Source organism: Thiocystis violacea, from assembly GCF_016583565.1.
Taxonomy (GTDB): domain Bacteria; phylum Pseudomonadota; class Gammaproteobacteria; order Chromatiales; family Chromatiaceae; genus Thiorhodococcus; species Thiorhodococcus violaceus_A.
Window position 1 is genome coordinate 106,834 of sequence record NZ_NRRF01000009.1, and the last position, 17,125, is coordinate 123,958.

The 17,125-nt window shown below is 67.7% G+C and carries 8 protein-coding genes; 4 read left to right on the forward strand and 4 right to left on the reverse strand.

Annotation, left to right across the window (positions count from 1 at the left end):
• Nucleotides 1-44: 44 nt before the first annotated feature.
• Together CKO23_RS06075 and CKO23_RS06080 are read right to left on the reverse strand one after the other, a co-directional pair.
• Entirely contained in the window at nt 45-3,188 is a 3,144-nt protein-coding gene (locus CKO23_RS06075; protein WP_200329092.1) for a chemotaxis protein CheB, read from the reverse strand.
• Between the two features lie 428 nt (nt 3,189-3,616).
• A complete protein-coding gene (locus CKO23_RS06080) occupies nt 3,617-6,124 on the reverse strand; it encodes a serine protease (protein WP_200329094.1) in 2,508 nt (835 codons plus the stop codon).
• A 484-nt stretch (nt 6,125-6,608) separates the two neighbouring features.
• On the opposite strand from CKO23_RS06080, the gene CKO23_RS06085 reads away from it, so the two are divergent.
• The 3 genes from CKO23_RS06085 to CKO23_RS06095 all read left to right on the forward strand — a co-directional run bounded on the left by CKO23_RS06085 (nt 6,609) and on the right by CKO23_RS06095 (nt 12,499).
• Nucleotides 6,609-7,739, forward strand: a complete 1,131-nt coding sequence (locus CKO23_RS06085) for a glycosyltransferase (RefSeq protein ID WP_200329096.1) — start codon at nt 6,609-6,611, stop codon at nt 7,737-7,739.
• 110 nt (nt 7,740-7,849) lie between these two features.
• Nucleotides 7,850-11,296 carry an acyl-[ACP]--phospholipid O-acyltransferase gene (locus CKO23_RS06090; protein ID WP_200329098.1) on the forward strand — a complete coding sequence of 1,149 codons (3,447 nt, stop codon included), beginning with the start codon at nt 7,850-7,852 and terminating at the stop codon, nt 11,294-11,296.
• A 264-nt stretch (nt 11,297-11,560) separates the two neighbouring features.
• Entirely contained in the window at nt 11,561-12,499 is a 939-nt protein-coding gene (locus CKO23_RS06095; protein WP_200329100.1) for a 2-dehydropantoate 2-reductase, read from the forward strand.
• Nucleotides 12,500-12,600: 101 nt separating this feature from the next.
• On the opposite strand, the gene CKO23_RS06100 is transcribed toward CKO23_RS06095, so the two are convergent.
• Nucleotides 12,601-13,893: a capsular polysaccharide export protein, LipB/KpsS family gene (locus tag CKO23_RS06100; RefSeq protein ID WP_200329102.1), complete on the reverse strand. Its 1,293-nt coding sequence runs from the start codon at nt 13,891-13,893 to the stop codon at nt 12,601-12,603.
• Nucleotides 13,890-15,230, reverse strand: coding sequence for an O-antigen ligase family protein (locus CKO23_RS06105; RefSeq protein WP_200329104.1), 1,341 nt, complete (start codon nt 15,228-15,230; stop codon nt 13,890-13,892). The genes CKO23_RS06100 and CKO23_RS06105 overlap by 4 nt, the downstream gene beginning before the upstream one ends.
• A 285-nt stretch (nt 15,231-15,515) precedes the next feature.
• On the opposite strand from CKO23_RS06105, the gene CKO23_RS06110 reads away from it, so the two are divergent.
• Complete coding sequence (locus CKO23_RS06110) at nt 15,516-17,060, forward strand: ATP-binding protein (protein WP_200329106.1); 1,545 nt, start codon at nt 15,516-15,518, stop codon at nt 17,058-17,060.
• The last annotated feature ends 65 nt before the right edge of the window (nt 17,061-17,125 follow it).

A 17,125-nucleotide genomic window follows, 5' to 3' on the forward strand; every position in this document is an offset into this window, starting at 1 on the left:
CAACCAGGTGGCCGTCAGCCGATCGGCCGTCGCCGGGTTGTCTCTCATCTGTTCGGTGGATCATGTCCCCCCCCCCCGTCTGGCCGCGATGGGTCTGGTCCCGCCGCGGCCTTGTTGGCGGTTGGGTTCGGCGTCAGGTCTTCGAAGGCGAGCAGGATGGCGCCGGCCTGCCTGCTCAAGGGTTCGAGCCGACGGGCATTGAGCAGCATGGTCCTGGGTCCGAGCTTGGGAAAGTCGTGCTCGACGCGATAGTCGTCGAAGCTGGCGCCAGGGGTCGCGAGATCATCCAGCAGCTCGCGCAAGGCGGGGATGTCCCATTGGCCGCAGCCCAGTTCGTAGAGCGGGCGCCCAAGTATCTCCGCCTCGCTCACCTGGAAATGGCGGTAGAAGGCGCGGTTGGCCGAGACCAGCCGCGCGGCCTCGTCGAGGATCACGAGGGGACCGCGCACGGCATCGACGACGCCCTCGGCGAAGACGCGGGCGGCCTGTAGCGCATCCTCCGTGTGCTTGCGGGCGGTGATGTCGACGAAGGTCATGACGGCGCCCTCGATGACGTTGCTCAGGGTGCGGTAGGGGCCTATCCGCATGAGGAACCAGGTGCCGTCCAGGATCTGGAGGGTCTTTTCGCGCGGCGCGAGGGTTTGCAGGACCGCTTCGACGTCATCGGCCAAGTCGGTATAGCCCACCAGGTTGGAGACGATATCGCCCACCGGTCGGCCGATGTCGCTGGGGATGAGCTTGATGATCTGGGTCATGGCCGGCGTGAAGCGGCTGATGCGCAGTTGGTCGTCGACGAAGAGGGTGGCCACCCCGGTGCCGGCCAGCAGGTTGTTCATGTCGTCGTTGGCGCGCGAGAGGTCGGCGACCTTGGTCTGGAGTTCGGCGTTGACCGTGGCCAGCTCCTCGTTGACGGATTGCAGCTCTTCCTTGGAGGTTTCCAGTTCCTCGTTGGTGGACTGGAGCTCCTCGTTGACCGATTGCATCTCCTCGTTGGTGGATTTCAGCTCCTCGTTGGAGGTCTCCATCTCCTCCAGCGTCGTCTGCAGGTATTCCTCCTTGGCGCGCAGCTCCTGCTCCAGCTCGCCGATGCGCCGGGTGGTCGCCGCACTGGCGGCGGTGCCATCCGCCTCGGCGCCCTCGGCGAGCGGCTTCGGCGTCGAGGGCGCCCGCTCGAGGATCACCAGATAGAGATCCGTGCGGCCGTCGTCCGCCTTGGCGCGCTTGCGTGGCTGCACGGGTCTGATGGTGAGATCGACGTCGGTGAAGTCACCGTTCGTCTTGACCTGCAGGCCGGGCATGGTGACGACGTCCTGATGGGTGACCGCGCGCTGCAGCGCCGTGGTCAGCGGGCGGCGCAGGCCCTCGCGCGCCATCTGGAAGATGTTCATGGCCGCCGTGCCCATGGCGGGCTCCAGGTACTGCCCGGTGCGCCCGTGGATGTAGCCGATCTCGCCGCGGGCGTTGGTCAGCACGGCGGCCGGATCGAAATGCCGCAGCAGCGCCTGCTCGGTCAGGGTGCCCAGGTCCATGGCGGGCGCGCGCGCCACGGGGGCGGGGGGATAGACGGGCTCCGCCCCGAGACGGCTTGTGGAGGGGAGTTCGCCGAGGCTGGGCACCGGGGCGCCGCTGACGGGATCCTGCCGGGCGTAGAGCTTCCACTTGCGGTCCAGCGGCGTGAAGAGCGTCATGGCGTCGCCGATGGTCTCGGAGTTGCCGAGAAAAAGCGCGCCGTCGCGGTTGAGGGCATAGTGAAACAGTGGCATGAGCTTGCGCTGCAGGTTGCCGTCCAGGTAGATCAGCAGGTTGCGGCAGCTGATGAGGTCGAGGCGGGAAAAGGGCGGGTCGCGGATGAGATCCTGCTCGGAGAAGACCAGCAGATCGCGGACGACCTTCTGGATGCGGTAGAGCCCGGCGTCCTCATCCAGCGAGAAGAAGCGCGCCAGGCGTCCGGGCGAGAGGTCGGCGGCGATACTGGCCGGGTAGACGCCGGCGCGCGCCTGCTCGATGGCCAGCGCATCGATATCCGTGGCGAAGATCTGGATGTGATAGGTCTGCTTGAGGGTTTCCAGATGCTCCTGGATGAGGATGGCGATGGAATAGGCCTCTTCCCCGGAGGAGCAGCCGCAGACCCACACCCGCACCGCGGCGCCCGCGGGCTTGCCGGCGAACAGCCGGGGGATCACCTGGGCCTCCAGGGCGGCGAAGGCCTCGGGGTCGCGGAAGAAGTTGGTGACGCCGATCAGCAGGTCGCGGAAGAGTGCCTGGATCTCCGCCGGCTCGCGCTGCAGGTAACGCACGTAGTCCGACTGGCGCTCGATCTGTTGCAGGGCCATGCGGCGTTCGATGCGGCGCACCAGGGTGCTCTGCTTGTACTCGGAGAAATCGTGCCGGGTCGCGTCGCGCAGCAGCAGGCAGATCTTGGCGAGCGCGTCCTCGCTCCTGGCGGCGGGGGGCAGCGGGCCGGGCCGCCTGCCGAAGGCATGCGCCAGGTAGGCGATGAGCCGCGCGGGCATCTCCGCCGGCGGCAGGATGACGTCCGCCAGCCCGGTGGCGATGACGCTGCGCGGCATGCCGTCGTAGGCCGCGGTGGTCGGGCTCTGGACCATCACCATGCCGCCCTCGCCCTTGATGGCCCGCGCGCCCAGGGTACCGTCGCTGCCGGTGCCGGAGAGCACCACGCAGATCGCCCGCTCACGCTGGTCGTCGGCGAGGGAGCGGAAGAAGAAGTCGATCGGCAGGCGCAGCCCGCGCGGGGCGGAGGGCTCCAGCAGGTGCAGCTTGCCGTTGAAGAGCGCCATGTCCAGATTGGGCGGGATGATGTAGGCGCAGTCCGGCAGCACGGTCACGCCGTCCTCCACCTCCTGGACCTGCATGCGGGTGTAGCGCTTGACCAGGTCGGTGAGGATGCTCTTGTGATCCGGCGCGAGGTGCTGCACCAGCACGAAGGCCATGCCGGTCGCGATGTCCTTCGGGATGGCGGAGAAGAAGGCCTCGAAGGCGGCGAGCCCGCCGGCCGAGGCGCCGATGCCGACGATCGGGAAGGGTTCGGTCGGAGCGGGTTCCGGCGGCGGTTCGCTGGCCGGCTCGGCGGACGGGGGAGCATCGGATGACGCTGGAGTCTGGTCCCGCGGTGCATCGGGCGCGCCGGGCGCGCCGCTGGGCGTGCTGGAGTCGCTGTTGGAGGTCATGGCTGGTCTTTAGCTCCGCGCGGTCGCGCGATGTGGGGCGAAGACGTCTGCTCGGTGCCTGCCAGGCGCCGAACGCGCCGGTGAGCGCGGCGCGGCGCGGCGCGGGAGATTGCCACGAACACGATAGCACATGCATGGCGATGGTTCTCTCCACCGCGTGGGGGCGGCGCCCCGCCGCGCCCATGGCGGGCCGGGGTCGCCGGGGTCGATCGCGCCGGGGCGGCGCTCCCACTTGGGCCGCCTCCGTGGGAGCGGCGCCCCGCCGCGACGATCGCGGGCCGGGGCTGCCGGGGGTTGATCGCGCCGGGGCGGCGCTCCCACGCGGGGGCGGCGCCTGTGACGAAAAAGCCCGAGCCGCCGGATGGCGGTTCGGGCTCATCGGGAGCGCCGGGGCAAGCCTTCACCCCGCGCGCGGCGCTCGGCTCGGTCTAGGGCGAGCCGGGCGAGCAGGACTTGACGTCCGCCCGGACCGCGTTGAACACGGCCTTGACGTTGAGCGCCTGTGTCATGGTCACCTCGCAGCTGTCGTCCTTGCCCGCGCAGGCGCCATCCCAGCCCGCGAAGAGGGAGCCGGGGTCCGCCTCGGCCATGAGGGTCACCAGGCTGTCCTTCGCGAAGGCATTGCTGCAGGTGCTGCCGCAGTCGATGACGCTCGGGCCGGCCTCGGAGGAGAGGTCTTCCCCGGTGACGGTTTCCATCCACTCGACATGGCTGGCGAGCCGGGTGTAGACGGTCGGCTCGGCGGGCTCGTCGCAGCCGTTGCCCCAGCTGACGATGCCGGCCTGGGCATAACCGCCGCGGCCGTTCTCGACCACCAGCGGGCTGCCGTCGTCGGCCTGGCAGTGCTCGTCGTCCGTGGCGGCGGAGGTGGTGCAGAGCATGTTCTGCGTGATGGCGGCATCCCCGTAGGCCGTCCGGCAGGTGTCGGGATTGGCGATGGAGGCGTCGACCTTGGAGAGCAGCGTGGCGGTGAGGCCGCACAGCTCGGTGGGCGTCCACCCCGTGACGGCGCTGGCGGTTCCGGGGCAGGCGAGGTCTGGTTCGCGCTCCCAGGTGACGGGGCGCAGGGGGTCGACATAGACCGGGCTCTTCAGCTCGATGAGCGCGATGTCGTGATTCAGGGTGAGCGGGTTGAACTCGGGATGCTTGACGATGCGTTTGACCTTGGAGGTCTGACCGCCGTATTCGAAGCGCGTCGAGCCGGTGCGGACCTCGATGTTCGACGGCGAGACGGTGTTGTAGCGGTCGTCGCTGTCATCCACGATGCAGTGCGCGGCGGTGAGGATCCAGTTGGGGTGGATGACCGAGCCGCCGCAGGTCCAGCTGCCATTGAGGCGCCAGGTGCTGATCTTGAGGGCGGCTTGCCAGGGCCACTCGGACTGCTCGACGGGCTCGCCGCCGAGGAGCCTCGGCTGCGCGGACGCGGTGCTCTGGGCGACGGCGGAGGCCGCCTCCGACCCAGCGCCCAGGGAGGAGAGAACCCGGCCCTGACCGGTGCCGAACTTCTGCACGGTCAAGGGGAGCTGCTCGGGGTCCGGGGCCAGCCATTTGGCGACATCGGGATAGTAGTGGGCGAAGGCGCCGTCCACCGTTGAGTTGTTGCGGTCGCAGGCGTCCTCCGGGTAGTAGCCGCAAGCCCCGTAGAGCTGACCGACCACGCGGCCGTCCGCCAGCATGACGGGCGCGCCGCTGCTGCCGCCCTCGGTGCTGCCGACCAGGTCGCGCGAGAAGATGAAGGGGCCGTAAGGCAGGCCGGGGAGGGCGCAATCCGCGCTACGGTCGACGCGATGTTGGGAGAAGGCCTGCGGAGAGCCCAGCGGGTGACTCAGGCGGAAGAGCAGGGTGCCTTCGGCATTCCCGCCGAGGGGGGTCATGGAGGTGTCGGTCCAGCCGAGGTACCAGGCCCATTCGGGCGGTGGCGTGTCGAGGACCAGCAGGCTGTGATCATCCACCGCCGAGTGGTCGAGCAGGGTGGCGCCGAGCGTGGACGCCGTGCCCGGCAGGATCGGCTGGCAGCCGGCGTTGCAGAAGGGGGTCTTGTAGTCGAACCAGGCCTCGACCGTGGCGGCCACCGCGGAGTCGCTGATGCAGTGATTGGCGGTGAGGAAGTAGGGGATGCTGGTCGCTGGGTCGGTGTCCGCGAGCAGGCCGCCCGAGCAGAGGTAGCTCGCGCCGTCCTGGATGAAGTTGATGTGGGCGATCGCCTTGCGCGCCTTCTCGATGGCCGGCCACTCCGCCTCGGTGTGGCAGGAGCCATCTTCGATGCAGGGCGCATTGATGGCGCAGAAGGGGTTGGCGGCGCCATCGAAGAGCAGGACGGCGCCGATGCTCAAGCGGGCATCGTCCGAGGCCCCCTCGGGAACCTGCACATGGATGTAGAGCGCATCGCCCGTGACGCTTCCCGACCAGAAGCTCGTGGTGGCGCCCGTGTAGGGGCCCTCGACCTCGCCGGCGTCGTTGTAGAGGTAGATGGAGCCGCCCGCGGGGAGGGCGACGTTGTCGAAGCGCAGCCGGGCGCCCGCGGCACCGGCGGAATCCAGGCGCATGACCCAGGTGAGCTGTCCGTCCGCGCGCCGGACCGTGCCGCCCGCGAAGCTATAGGTCTGGTCGCTCATGGCCGCGACGTCGAGCGGCTGCAGATCGACGTTGACGTCGACTCCCTTGACGATGCCGACCTTGAGCGGTTTGCCCGAGGGAGCCTTCGCATTGTCCGCGGCGATCTTCTCGTGCTCCTCCGCCGTCAACTCGACGCGGGCAGCCGATGCGGCGGGGCGCTGGCCGATCATGGCCCGCAGGCGTTGAACCGATGCGTGCTGTGCCTCCGTGGCGGCCCCGACGGGTCGCTGCTGCGGCATCACATCGACGGCCGACGCGGCGCCGGAGGCGGCCAGGAAGATCAAGGGGATCAATCTTCCACTTAGACGATCTCTTTCCATCGTGATGGCTCCTTCAAAAACACGATTTCATTCGCGTTTGCAGAAAATGCATTCGGGTTCGGGGAGAATAATGGACTCGTTACACGATCGCTACCTGGTTTCCTGAACGAATCAGCCGGTGCTTCGTGCTGTCTTCGATCTTGCCGGAGCAGACTCCTTAAGCGGCATCCGGCCGCATCGAATGCAGGGCGGACAAGCGCGGCGCGGTCCACCAACAACGGCGCGGGATTCGGTGGACTTCGCTCGCGCTCGTCCACCCTACCTGTCTACCTGTCTACCTGTCCGACTGACGACTGAGGCCGATTCCGCGATCGACGTCTCATTCCAGGGTCCACTCGGGATTCTACTGAAAGTGCCCGCGGATTCGGATCTCCGAATGTCCGAAGTGTGACCCAGGGCCGTGCTTTCGATTTCGAACCGACGCGCTGGGGCGAAGCTGCTAGTCTTGCCAGACTCCGTTGCCATGGCCCCTTCTGCGTCATTTATGCCGCCAAGCGATCGACGACTGACTCTGTTCGCCTCCTTCTCCGGCGCCGGTGGGGTCGAGCGCATGCTGGTGAATCTGGTGCGGGGCATCGCGAATCAGGGCGTTGGCGTGGATCTGGTCGTGGTCCGCACCGAGAGTCCGCATCTGGGGCAGTTACCGGACGGTGTGCGCCTGATCCGCCTGCGCGCGTCTCACACCCTGCTTGCGGTGCCAGAGTTGGCCCGTTACCTGCGCGCGGAGCGCCCCGCCGTGCTCCTGGCCGCGAAGGACCGCGCCGGGCGCGCGGCCGTGCTGGCGCGCGCGCTGGCCGGCACGCAGACGCGCCTGGCCCTGCGCCTGGGGACCAACCTCTCCACCGCGATGGCGGAGCGCTCGCTGCTCGAACGCTGGCTGCGCTATCTGCCGATTCGGCTGCTCTATCCGCGCATCGAGCGCATCATCGCCGTCTCGCGGGGCGTCGCCGAGGATACCGCCCGCGTCGCCCGGATCCCGGCCGCGCGGATCACCGTGATCCGCAATCCCGTCATCACGCCCGATCTGGCGGCCCAGGCGGCCGAACCTTGTCCGCATCCCTGGCTCGAGCCGGGGCAGCCGCCGGTGCTCATGGGGGCCGGCCGCCTGCAGCGGCAGAAGGATTTTCCGACCCTGATCCGCGCCTTCGCCAAGGTGCGCGCGGTCCGCGACGCCCGTCTGATGATTCTGGGCGAGGGCACCGCGCGCCCCAAGCTGGACGCCTTGGCGGCGAGCCTGGGCGTGGAGCGCGACGTCTGTTTGCCGGGCTTCCAAGCCAATCCCTACGCCTTTCTGACGCGGGCGGCCGTCTTCGTGCTCTCCTCGGCCTGGGAGGGATCGCCGAACGTGCTGACCGAGGCGATGGCACTGGGTGTCCCCGTGGTGTCCACTCAGTGTCCGAGCGGACCCTCCGAGATTCTGGACGGCGGCCGCTACGGTCCGCTGGTCCCCGTCGGTGACGCGGATGCCCTGGCCGATGGCATGCTCGCGATGCTGGAGAAGCCGACCCCCGCAAGCGTGGTTCGGGGCGCGGTCGCGGACTACGAGCAAGGGCGCAGTGCCGCGCGCTATTTACAGGTGCTGGGGTTTTCTGGTCACGAAGCTCCAGCTTCGTGACCAGGCTCGAATCGGGACGTGGAAAATGGACAGCTTCTTAGACCTCTGCTCGGCGGGGGTGAACCTTTCGAGGCCGCGCGGCCGGGCCGATCAAAACCAAGGGTGGAGTCATGGGGCAGCTATTTCGGATTTCGGGTTTTCTCTTCTACATCCTGATGATCTTTCTCAATGCCTTCGTGGACCTGGGGCACAAGATCATCATCCAGAACACGCTGTTCAAGACCTACGACGGTGACACCCAGATCCTCCTCACGGCCGTCGTCAATGCGCTGATCCTCATTCCCTTCGTCCTGCTCTTCACCCCCTCGGGATTCATCGCGGACCGCTTTCCGAAGAACCGGGTCATGCGCGCGAGCGCCTGGATCGCCGTCGGCCTGACCCTTTGCATCACGGTCTTCTATTACCTCGGCTGGTTCTGGCCGGCCTTCGTCATGACCTTTCTGCTCGCGGCCCAGAGCGCCATCTATTCGCCCGCCAAGTACGGCTACATCAAGGAGTTGGTCGGCAAGGAGGCGCTGGCCTCGGCCAATGGCTGGGTGCAGGCGACGACGACCACGGCCATCCTGGCGGGGATCTTTGTCTTCTCGGTCCTGTTCGAGGGCCGTCTGGCGGACATGGCCTTCAGCACGCCGGGCGAGATCATGCATCTGGTCGCGCCGCTGGGCTGGGTGCTGGTCGGCTGCTCCCTGGCCGAGGTCTTCGTGGCCTACCGCCTGCCGCAGGCGAACGCGGGCAACGCCATGCCCTTCGAGTGGCCTCAGTACGCCTCCGGCGGCTATCTCAAGCAGAATCTGGGTGCCGCTTGGGGCAATCAGGTGATCTGGCTTTCGATCGTCGGGCTGTCGGTCTTCTGGGCCATCTCGCAGGTCATCCTCGCGGCCTTTCCGGCCTTCGCGAAGGAGACGCTGGGCGAGACCAATACGGTGGTCATCCAGGGCATGCTGGCCTGCTCGGGGCTCGGCATCATCCTGGGTTCCTATGTGGCGGGGCGCGTCTCGCGCAATCACATCGAGACCGGCCTCATCCCCATCGGCGCCATCGGCATCGCCGTGGCGCTCTTCGTGCTGCCGGGGCTGGGCTCGATCTGGGCGCATGGCGCCAATTTCCTCATGCTTGGCTTCCTCGGCGGCCTCTTCCTGGTGCCGCTCAATGCCCTGATCCAGTTCAACGCGGGCGAGCAGGGGCTCGGGCGGGTACTGGCGGCCAACAACTTCGTCCAGAACGTCGTGATGCTGGGCTTCCTGGGCCTAACGGTGCTGGCGGCCTTTCTCCAGGTGGGCGGACTCCTGGTGATGGTCGGTCTGGGCGTGATCGCGCTCCTGGGCGCGGCCTACACGCTCTATCAGCTGCCCCAGTCGCTGCTGCGCTTCCTGATCGCGCGGGTCATCGCGACCCGCTATCGCCTCAGTGTCATCGGGCTGGAGAACATGCCGGCGCAGGGCGGGGTGCTGATGCTCGGCAACCATGTGAGCTGGATCGACTGGGCCATGGTGCAGATGGCAAGCCCCAGGCCGGTGCGCTTCGTCATGGAGCGCTGGATCTACGAGCGCTGGTATCTGCGCTGGTTCCTGGACTTCTTCGGGGTGGTGCCCATCTCGCGCGGGCGCAGCCGGGAGGCCATCCATACCGTGGCGCGGCTGCTGGAGGCGGGGGAGGTGGTCTGCATCTTCCCCGAGGGCACGCTGAGCAAGACCGGGCAGCTCTCCGAGTTCAAGCGCGGGTTCGAGCTCTCGGCGCGCGAGGCGGGGACCGGCGTCATCCTGCCTTTCTACCAGCGCGGCCTCTGGGGCAGCCGTTTCTCCTACGCCAGTGAGAAGCTCCGCACGAACCGCCGGGACGGGCGCGTGCGCGAGATCATCGTCGCCTTCGGCCCGACCCTGCCGCTGCAAGCCAGCGCGGAGCAGGTCAAGCAGGCGGTCTTCGAGCTGTCGGTGACCTCCTGGAAGACCTATGTGGAGACGCTGCCCAGCCTACCCCATGCCTGGCTGAGGTCGGCGAAGCGCAACCTGAGCACGCTGAGCGTCATCGACTCCATCGGGACGGGGCTGACCAATCGGCGGCTCGTCACCGCGGTCCTGCTCTTCGCCGGACGGATTCGGCGCCTGGCGCCCGAGCCTGCGGTCGGCATCCTGCTGCCTGCCAGCAGCGCCGGGGCCATCGCGAATCTGGCCGCGCTGCTCGCGGGCAAGACCCTGGTGAACCTCAATTACACGGCGAGCGCCGAGGCGCTCAGGGCTGGCATCGAACAGGCGGGCGTGCGCCATGTGGTGACCGCCGAGCGCTTCCTGCGCAAGCTGGAGCAGCGCGGCATCGATCTCGGCGCGGCGCTGCCCGGCGTGACCCTGCACCCCATGGAGTCGATGCGCGCGGAGATCGGCAAGGTTCAGTCGCTGGCGATGCTGGCGGCCGTGAGCCTGCTGCCGGCCGAGCTGCTGCTGCGCCTGTTCGGGCACCCGACCCGGCCCGAGGACACGGCCGCCATCCTCTTCTCCAGCGGCAGCGAGGGCACGCCCAAGGGCATCGAGCTGACGCACCGCAACATCATGGCCAACGTCCGGCAGATCTCGGACGTGCTCAACACCCAGGCGGACGACGTGGTGCTGTCCAACCTGCCGCTGTTCCACGCCTTCGGACTCACGGCGACCACCTTCATGCCGCTGCTGGAAGGCATCCCCATGGTCTGTCACCCGGATCCGACCGACGCGGTCGGCAGCGCCAAGGCGATCGCCCGCCATCGGGTCACGGTGCTTTGCAGCACCTCGACCTTCCTGCGGCTCTATATCCGCAATCGACGGGTCCACCCGCTGATGCTCCAGTCGCTGCGAATCGTCGTCGCCGGGGCCGAGCGGCTGAGCCCGGACGTGCGCGAGGCCTTCGCCGTCAAGTTCCAGAAGCAGATCCTGGAAGGCTATGGCGCGACGGAGACGACGCCGGTCGCGAGCGTCAATGTGCCGGACGCGATGGAGACCAAGACCTGGAAGATTCAGGCCGGCTCAAGGCCGGGGACGGTCGGGATGCCGCTGCCGGGCACCAGCTTCCGCGTGGTGGATCCGGTGACGCTGGCGCCGCTGCCGCCCGGTGAGGACGGGCTCATCCTGATCGGCGGCGTTCAGGTCATGAAGGGTTACCTCAAGGCGCCCGAGAAGACGGCCGACGCCGTCGTCGAGTTCGATGCCATGCGCTGGTACAAGACCGGCGATAAGGGCCATCTGGACGCCGATGGCTTCCTGACCATCGTCGACCGCTATTCGCGCTTCGCCAAGCTCGGCGGCGAGATGATCAGCCTGGGCGCGGTCGAGGAGCAGGTGCGGCGCGTCCTTGGTCGGGCGGAGTTGGAGGTCGCGGCGGTCAATCTGCCCGACGAGCGCAAGGGCGAGCGCATCCTGTTGCTGACGGCCGAGGACATCGATCCGGACACGCTGCGCAAGGCGCTGCTCGACGCGGGCGTCAATCCGCTGAGCATCCCGTCGCAGGTCGTGCGGGTCGATGCCATCCCCAAGCTGGGCAGCGGCAAGACCGATTTCGGCGGCGTGCGGCGGTTGGCGCTGGCGGCCTGACGGCCGGCGTGGACCGGCCCCGGAAAGGCGTCGGACGTACACCCAGGCAGGTAGGATGGGCAAAGTCCGCGCTCCAAGCTTGAATGCAGCCTCGGCGTTGGACGGACGTGCCCATCTTGCAAGGCTCACAGCGGGACGGATGGGCACGCCCGTCGATCACTAGCGCTCCAAACGGAGCTGATCACGCGGGCTTTGCCCATCCTACGCGCTGAAATCGCACGCGACAGCTTCACCCGCACCCAACGACGCATCGGCAGTATGACTATGGCAAACAAGACTCTCAGCTTCACCATCCTGGGCACGGGCGCCCTGGGCGGCTTCTACGGATCCCGTCTCCTGCTCGGCGGCTCACAGGTCCGCTTCATCGCGCACAGCGACGTCGAGCACATCCGTTCAGAGGGCCTGCGGGTGGATTCGCCGCTCGGCGACCAGCACCATGTTCCGGTCGAGGTCTATGCGGCGTCCGACGCCATCCCGCCGAGCGACGTGGTCTGCGTCGCACTCAAGACGACCCAGAACCACCAGCTCGTCGAACTGCTGCGGCCGCTGGTGCACGCGGGCACGGTCATCCTCAATTTCCAGAACGGCCTGACGATGGAGGACGAGCTGGCGGAGGCCTTTCCGGACGCCTGCGTCATCGCGGGGCTCTGCTTTCTCTGCTCCAACAAGGTCGGACCAGGGCACATCGCGCATCTGGACTACGGGCTGGTGAGCTTCGCGCCCCATGACGAGCGCGGTCAGGGCTGGATTCCCAGGCTGATGGATGCCTTCAGCGCTGGCGGCGTCAAGGTCGAGAGCCTCCCGTCCTTGCTCAAGGCGCGTTGGCGCAAGCTGGCCTGGAACATCCCCTTCAACGGCCTCTCCGTCCTGCTGGACGTCAACACGGACGTCATCATGGCCGACCCCGATGCGCGGGCGCTCGCCGAGCAGCTCATGGCGGAGGTCGCCATTGGCGCCGAAACCTGCGGCGTGCCCTTCGATGAGGGCTTCACGGCCAAGCTCTTGAAGGTGACCGAGGCCATGACCCCCTACGCCCCCAGCATGCGGCTGGACTACCTCGCCAAGCGTGCGCTTGAGATCGAGTTCATGTACGCGCGGCCGCTGCGGGAAGTGGCCAAGCGTGGCGTGAGGCTTCCGGCGGTCGAGGCCATCGCGCGGCAGCTGCGCTTCATGGACCGGCGCAATCGAGGCGGGGACGGCTGAGCCGCGCGCGCCTGATGGTGGGCATGCTCACTCGCGCGGAACGCGCTCCCCGTCCACCCCGGTGTTGCGTGACCTTCCGGTCGCCAGGTTTCGGCCGCGGCCTATTGCGCCCTGCTGATCATTGAGAGGATCCGCTCGGCCACGCTGTCGAGCGCGGCCTCCGAATAGTCCCGCCAGTGCGCGCGGGCGAAGGCGTGGAAGTAGAGGTAGCGGAGGTATTGCGCGATGAGCTGAGTGTCTGGCGGTGCTTCGAGCGCCCCGCGCAGCCGGTCGCTCAACTCGGCCGTGTCGCGAACCGGATGGACCAGCCCCTCGCGGACGTAGAAGTTGTCGCCGAGCGCGACCACGGGCTTACCGTAGATCATGCCTTCGATGCCGACGGTGGAGTTGACGGTGACGACGCAGGCGGCGCGCCGAAGAATGGCGCGCACGTCGCCGCCGCCGACCCAGATCAGGTGCGGGTGCCGACGAACCACGGGGTCATAGTCGGTCTTGCCGAGGTCGGCGGGATGGAGCTTGATGACGAGCTTGAGCGTTGGATCGATCACGCGCAGCGCGGCGTCGAGATCGGCGATGGCGGCATCGAGCCGGTTGCCGTAGAGGGGCGAGTGGATGGTGAGCTGGCTGTCGCTGCGGACCTGGAGCGGGAAGAAGACGAAGCGCTCTGGGAGCGGCGGGATCTCGCGCGGGATGAGCCGATTGCCTTTGACGGAGGGCTCGCGTTCGCGCCAGTCGTCCCATGCCTGGATCAGGTAGGCCAGCGGCGAGGGGCGGACGCGCCCACCTGTGGGGGGCGTGCGTTTGGGCGTGTTGCCGGCCCGGTAGGCGTCCAACAGGGCGTCCAGCTCCTGGATCTGCTCGGCCGTGTAGGGCAGCGCCCGGATCGCGTCGAGGCCGATGTCCTGGCCGATGACGGAGAAGGCGTTGACGCCCTGCGGATCCAGCTGAAGCGTGTTGGGCAGATAGCCGTTCTCGCCGAACACTAGCGGGATGCCGCGCGCCCGCGCCAACTGCTCGGTAATGGCCGCGGCCAGGCCGGAGCCGTTCCACAGGAAGATGCCGGTCGGGCGGGTGCGCTCCAGAAAGTCGTCCAGCTCGCGGACCAGCCAGTGGAAGGCGGGTGCCTGCTGGCTGACCAGCGCCTTGTCCGCTGTCTTGCGCAGCCGGGCGATGAGCTGGTCCCGGTCGATCTGAATCTGTTCGGGCCAATCGGCCTTGCCGCCGCGGCGTGCCGGATGCAACGGCCGGCCGAGCCGCTGCAGGACGCTGCGGCTCTTCACCCGCAGCGCAAAGTAGACCGGCCGGTAGCCCGGCGGCAGTCGGTCGCCGACGGCGGACAGGTACTGCGCCAGGTTCGGCCCGGGGTCGATGAAGGCGATGGCCCTGGCACTCATGACTCGCCCCGCTCCGCGTGCGTCAGACTCAGCGCGAGCAGCCAGCCGCTGAGCAGGACGAAGTATCCGGCCGTGATGCGCATCAGCAGGATGGAGTCGGTCAGCGAGAATTGCGCGTAGGCCAGGATACAGAGAATGCCGGCGTAGCCGATGCCGCGTGTCTCGGGATCGGTCGCGACCACGGCCGTGCGGATGAAGACGCCCAGCGGCACCAGGTAGAGCAGGAGCAGGGAGAACAGTCCCAGCAGGCCGCGCGTTGCCAGGGCGTGGATGTAGTCGTTGTGGGCGTGGGTGTGGCCTTCGCCGCGGTCGAACGCCATGATGGCCGGGGAGATCAGACCCCGTTCGGCGGCGCTCTTGAAGTAGGCGTTGAGCTGACCGACGCCGATGCCGAGCCAGGGATGCTCGCGGTAGGCCATCCAGGCGGCGCGCCACATCTCGAAGCGCTCGCCGAGCGAGTTGCCCGATTGCACGGCTTCTCCCGCCTCATAGCCGGTGACCTCCGCTACCGCAACGGCGAGGCGTTCGCGGATCTGCTCCGATTGCAGGAGCGCGGCGCCGCCCAGCATAAGCAGGGCCGTGAACCCGATGAGCAGGGCGCGGCGATGCGCCGGGTGCTGCTGCAGGAGATAGAGTCCGATCACCAGAAATCCGCTGGGGACGAAGATCCAGGCGCCGCGTGTCCCCGATGCCAGGCTGGCGTAGCCGCCGAAGCCCGCGGCGACGAGGAAGAGCAGGGCCAGGAGGCGGCGCGAGCGGTAGTAGACGCCGGCGGCGAGGGCGCTGGTCACGGCGGCCAGGGTGGCGATGTCGCCGAAGGGGATCTGCTTGCCCTTGCTGCCGCCGGCGCGGTAGTCCATCCCATTGATCTGCTCCCAGGCGGCGCTGAGGGTCTGCACCTCCCAGAGGGCGTAGAGGCCCGAGAGCAGCGAAGCCGTGGCGATGGCGACCCAGAACCAGAGGGGGCGCGTGCGCGCGGCGATCAGGAACGGGATGAGCAGGGCACCGGCGAGGAAGTAGCTGAAGTGGTCGAGCCGATCGAGGGCGTTCGTATCGAAACCGGCACGCGCGGCGGCGAGGACGGCGATGACGGCATAGAGCAGGAAGACGCCGCTCAGGAGAGCGGTGGTGCGGTCGATCGGCTCTCGCCGCTCCTGGCGGAAGCGCAGATAGAGCCAAAGGAGGCTGAGCAGGATCAGCGCGTGCAGGGTTGGGCCATGCACCTGATAGTAGGCCGCCGTGATCGTGGCCGTGCTGGCGGCGGCCAGCGCCGGGGCGAGGATCAGCGTCAGGCGCCGGAGGTCGACGCGGGCCAGCAGGGTGGACAATGCTGCCAAGGTGTCTTCAGCCAGGTCTGTGGGTGGGTGTGACCACAACTGATGTCTGGCGTCGGTTGGACCGAGGTCCGTGGTCCGACGAAAGGGTGCATGGGCCTCCTAACGTCGGCCCAACCGACGGTTGTTGGCCAGCGTGCATCACGGATGGTCGCGCCCCCGTGGGGCTGTCGTGCCCCTGGGGTGCGCGGGCGGGATGCTAACATGCGACGCGATTGGAAAGGCGGATCTCCCGACCTGGGCTCGGGGGTAGAATTCAATCTCGTGCCCGCAGGAGAGATGTCCGCCATGTCCAGCAAGAAGCTCCCGATCGGGATCCAGACCTTCGCCAAGATCCGCGAGGGTGACTATTACTACGTCGACAAGACGGGCTTCGCGCGCCAGCTGATCGAGCGCGGCAAGCACTATTTTCTCTCGCGTCCGCGCCGCTTCGGCAAGTCGTTGTTCCTCGACACGCTTGCGGAATTGTTCGCCGCCAACGAGCCGCTGTTTCGGGGGCTGGAGATCCACGGACACTGGGACTGGAGCCGCCGCGCGCCTGTGGTGCGCTTCAGTTTCGGGGGCGGGATCGTGCGGAGCCGGGAGGAGCTGGACGACAAGATCGGCGAGCAGCTGAGGCTCAATCAAACCACGCTCGACCTGGCCTGCACGGAATCGCAGATCAATGCCTGTTTCGCCGAGCTGCTCCGCAAGGCCCATGCCGCCACGGGCGAGCGCGTGGTGGTGCTGGTCGACGAATATGACAAGCCGATCCTGGACAATCTGAGCCGTCCGGAGCTGGCGCGCGCGGTCCGCGACGGTCTGCGCAACCTCTACTCGGTCATCAAGGACAACGACGCGCACATCCGCTTCGCCTTCCTCACCGGGGTGAGCACGTTCAGCAAGGTGAGTCTCTTCTCGGGGCTGAACAACCTCAACGACATCACCATCGATCCCAAATACTCGGCGCTCTGCGGCTATACCGAAACCGATCTCGACCGCGTCTTTGCGCCCGAGCTGGTGGGCCTGGACCGTCAGGAGATCCGCCGCTGGTACAACGGCTACAACTGGACCGGCGAGGCGGTCTACAACCCCTTTGACCTGCTGTTGCTGTTCGACCGGCGTCAGTTTCGCCCCTGGTGGTTCGAGACCGGCAGCCCGAGCTTTCTCATCGACCTGCTCACGGCGCGCCAGACCTGGCTGCCGCAGCTCGGGCAGCTTGAGACCGATGCCAGCCTGCTCTCGACCTTCGATGTGGACCGCATCGCCACCGAGGCCTTGCTGTTCCAATCCGGCTATCTGACCATCGCCGAGGAAGAGCGCATCGCCGGTACCTACTTCTACCGCCTGCGCTACCCCAACCAGGAGGTCTATCAAAGCCTCAACAGCGCCCTGCTCGAGACCTGGACTCCGGCCGGCGCGGTCGATGCCCGCCGTCGCAAGTCACTCCACCAGTGTCTGCTCGCCAACGATTTCAGCGGCATGCAGAGGCTCTTCACGAGTCTCTTCGCCAGCATCCCCACCGACTGGTACCGCAACAACCCCATCGCGCGCTACGAGGGCTACTACGCGAGCGTCTTCTACGCCTACTTCGCCTCGCTCGGTCTCGACATCCTGCCCGAGGACAGCAGCAATGCCGGGCGGCTGGACATGGCCGTGCGCTTCAACGCTCAGATCTATCTCTTCGAACTCAAGGTGGTCGAGCTGACCCCCGAGGGCCGCGCGCTGCAGCAGATCAAGGACAAGGGCTATGCCGACAAGTACCGGGCGGAGGCTGTGCCGATCCATCTCATTGGCGTCGAATTCAGCCGCGAGCAGCGCAACCTGGTGGGGATGGAGTGGGAGAGCCTCTGAACGCGCTCCGCAAGGCCCTGGCGTCTCCGAGACCGGTGGGAGCGCCGCCCCAGCGCCCCGCGCCC

What these genes read in the sequence shown, in the direction of transcription:
- CKO23_RS06075 (WP_200329092.1), bottom strand. Translation starts at nt 3,188, where the DNA reads ATGACCTCCAACAGCGACTCCAGCACGCCCAGCGGCGCGCCCGGCGCG.
- CKO23_RS06090 (WP_200329098.1), top strand. Translation starts at nt 7,850, where the DNA reads ATGGGGCAGCTATTTCGGATTTCGGGTTTTCTCTTCTACATCCTGATG.
- CKO23_RS06085 (WP_200329096.1), top strand. Translation starts at nt 6,609, where the DNA reads ATGCCGCCAAGCGATCGACGACTGACTCTGTTCGCCTCCTTCTCCGGC.
- CKO23_RS06100 (WP_200329102.1), bottom strand. Translation starts at nt 13,893, where the DNA reads ATGAGTGCCAGGGCCATCGCCTTCATCGACCCCGGGCCGAACCTGGCG.
- CKO23_RS06095 (WP_200329100.1), top strand. Translation starts at nt 11,561, where the DNA reads ATGGCAAACAAGACTCTCAGCTTCACCATCCTGGGCACGGGCGCCCTG.
- CKO23_RS06110 (WP_200329106.1), top strand. Translation starts at nt 15,516, where the DNA reads ATGTCCAGCAAGAAGCTCCCGATCGGGATCCAGACCTTCGCCAAGATC.
- CKO23_RS06080 (WP_200329094.1), bottom strand. Translation starts at nt 6,124, where the DNA reads ATGGAAAGAGATCGTCTAAGTGGAAGATTGATCCCCTTGATCTTCCTG.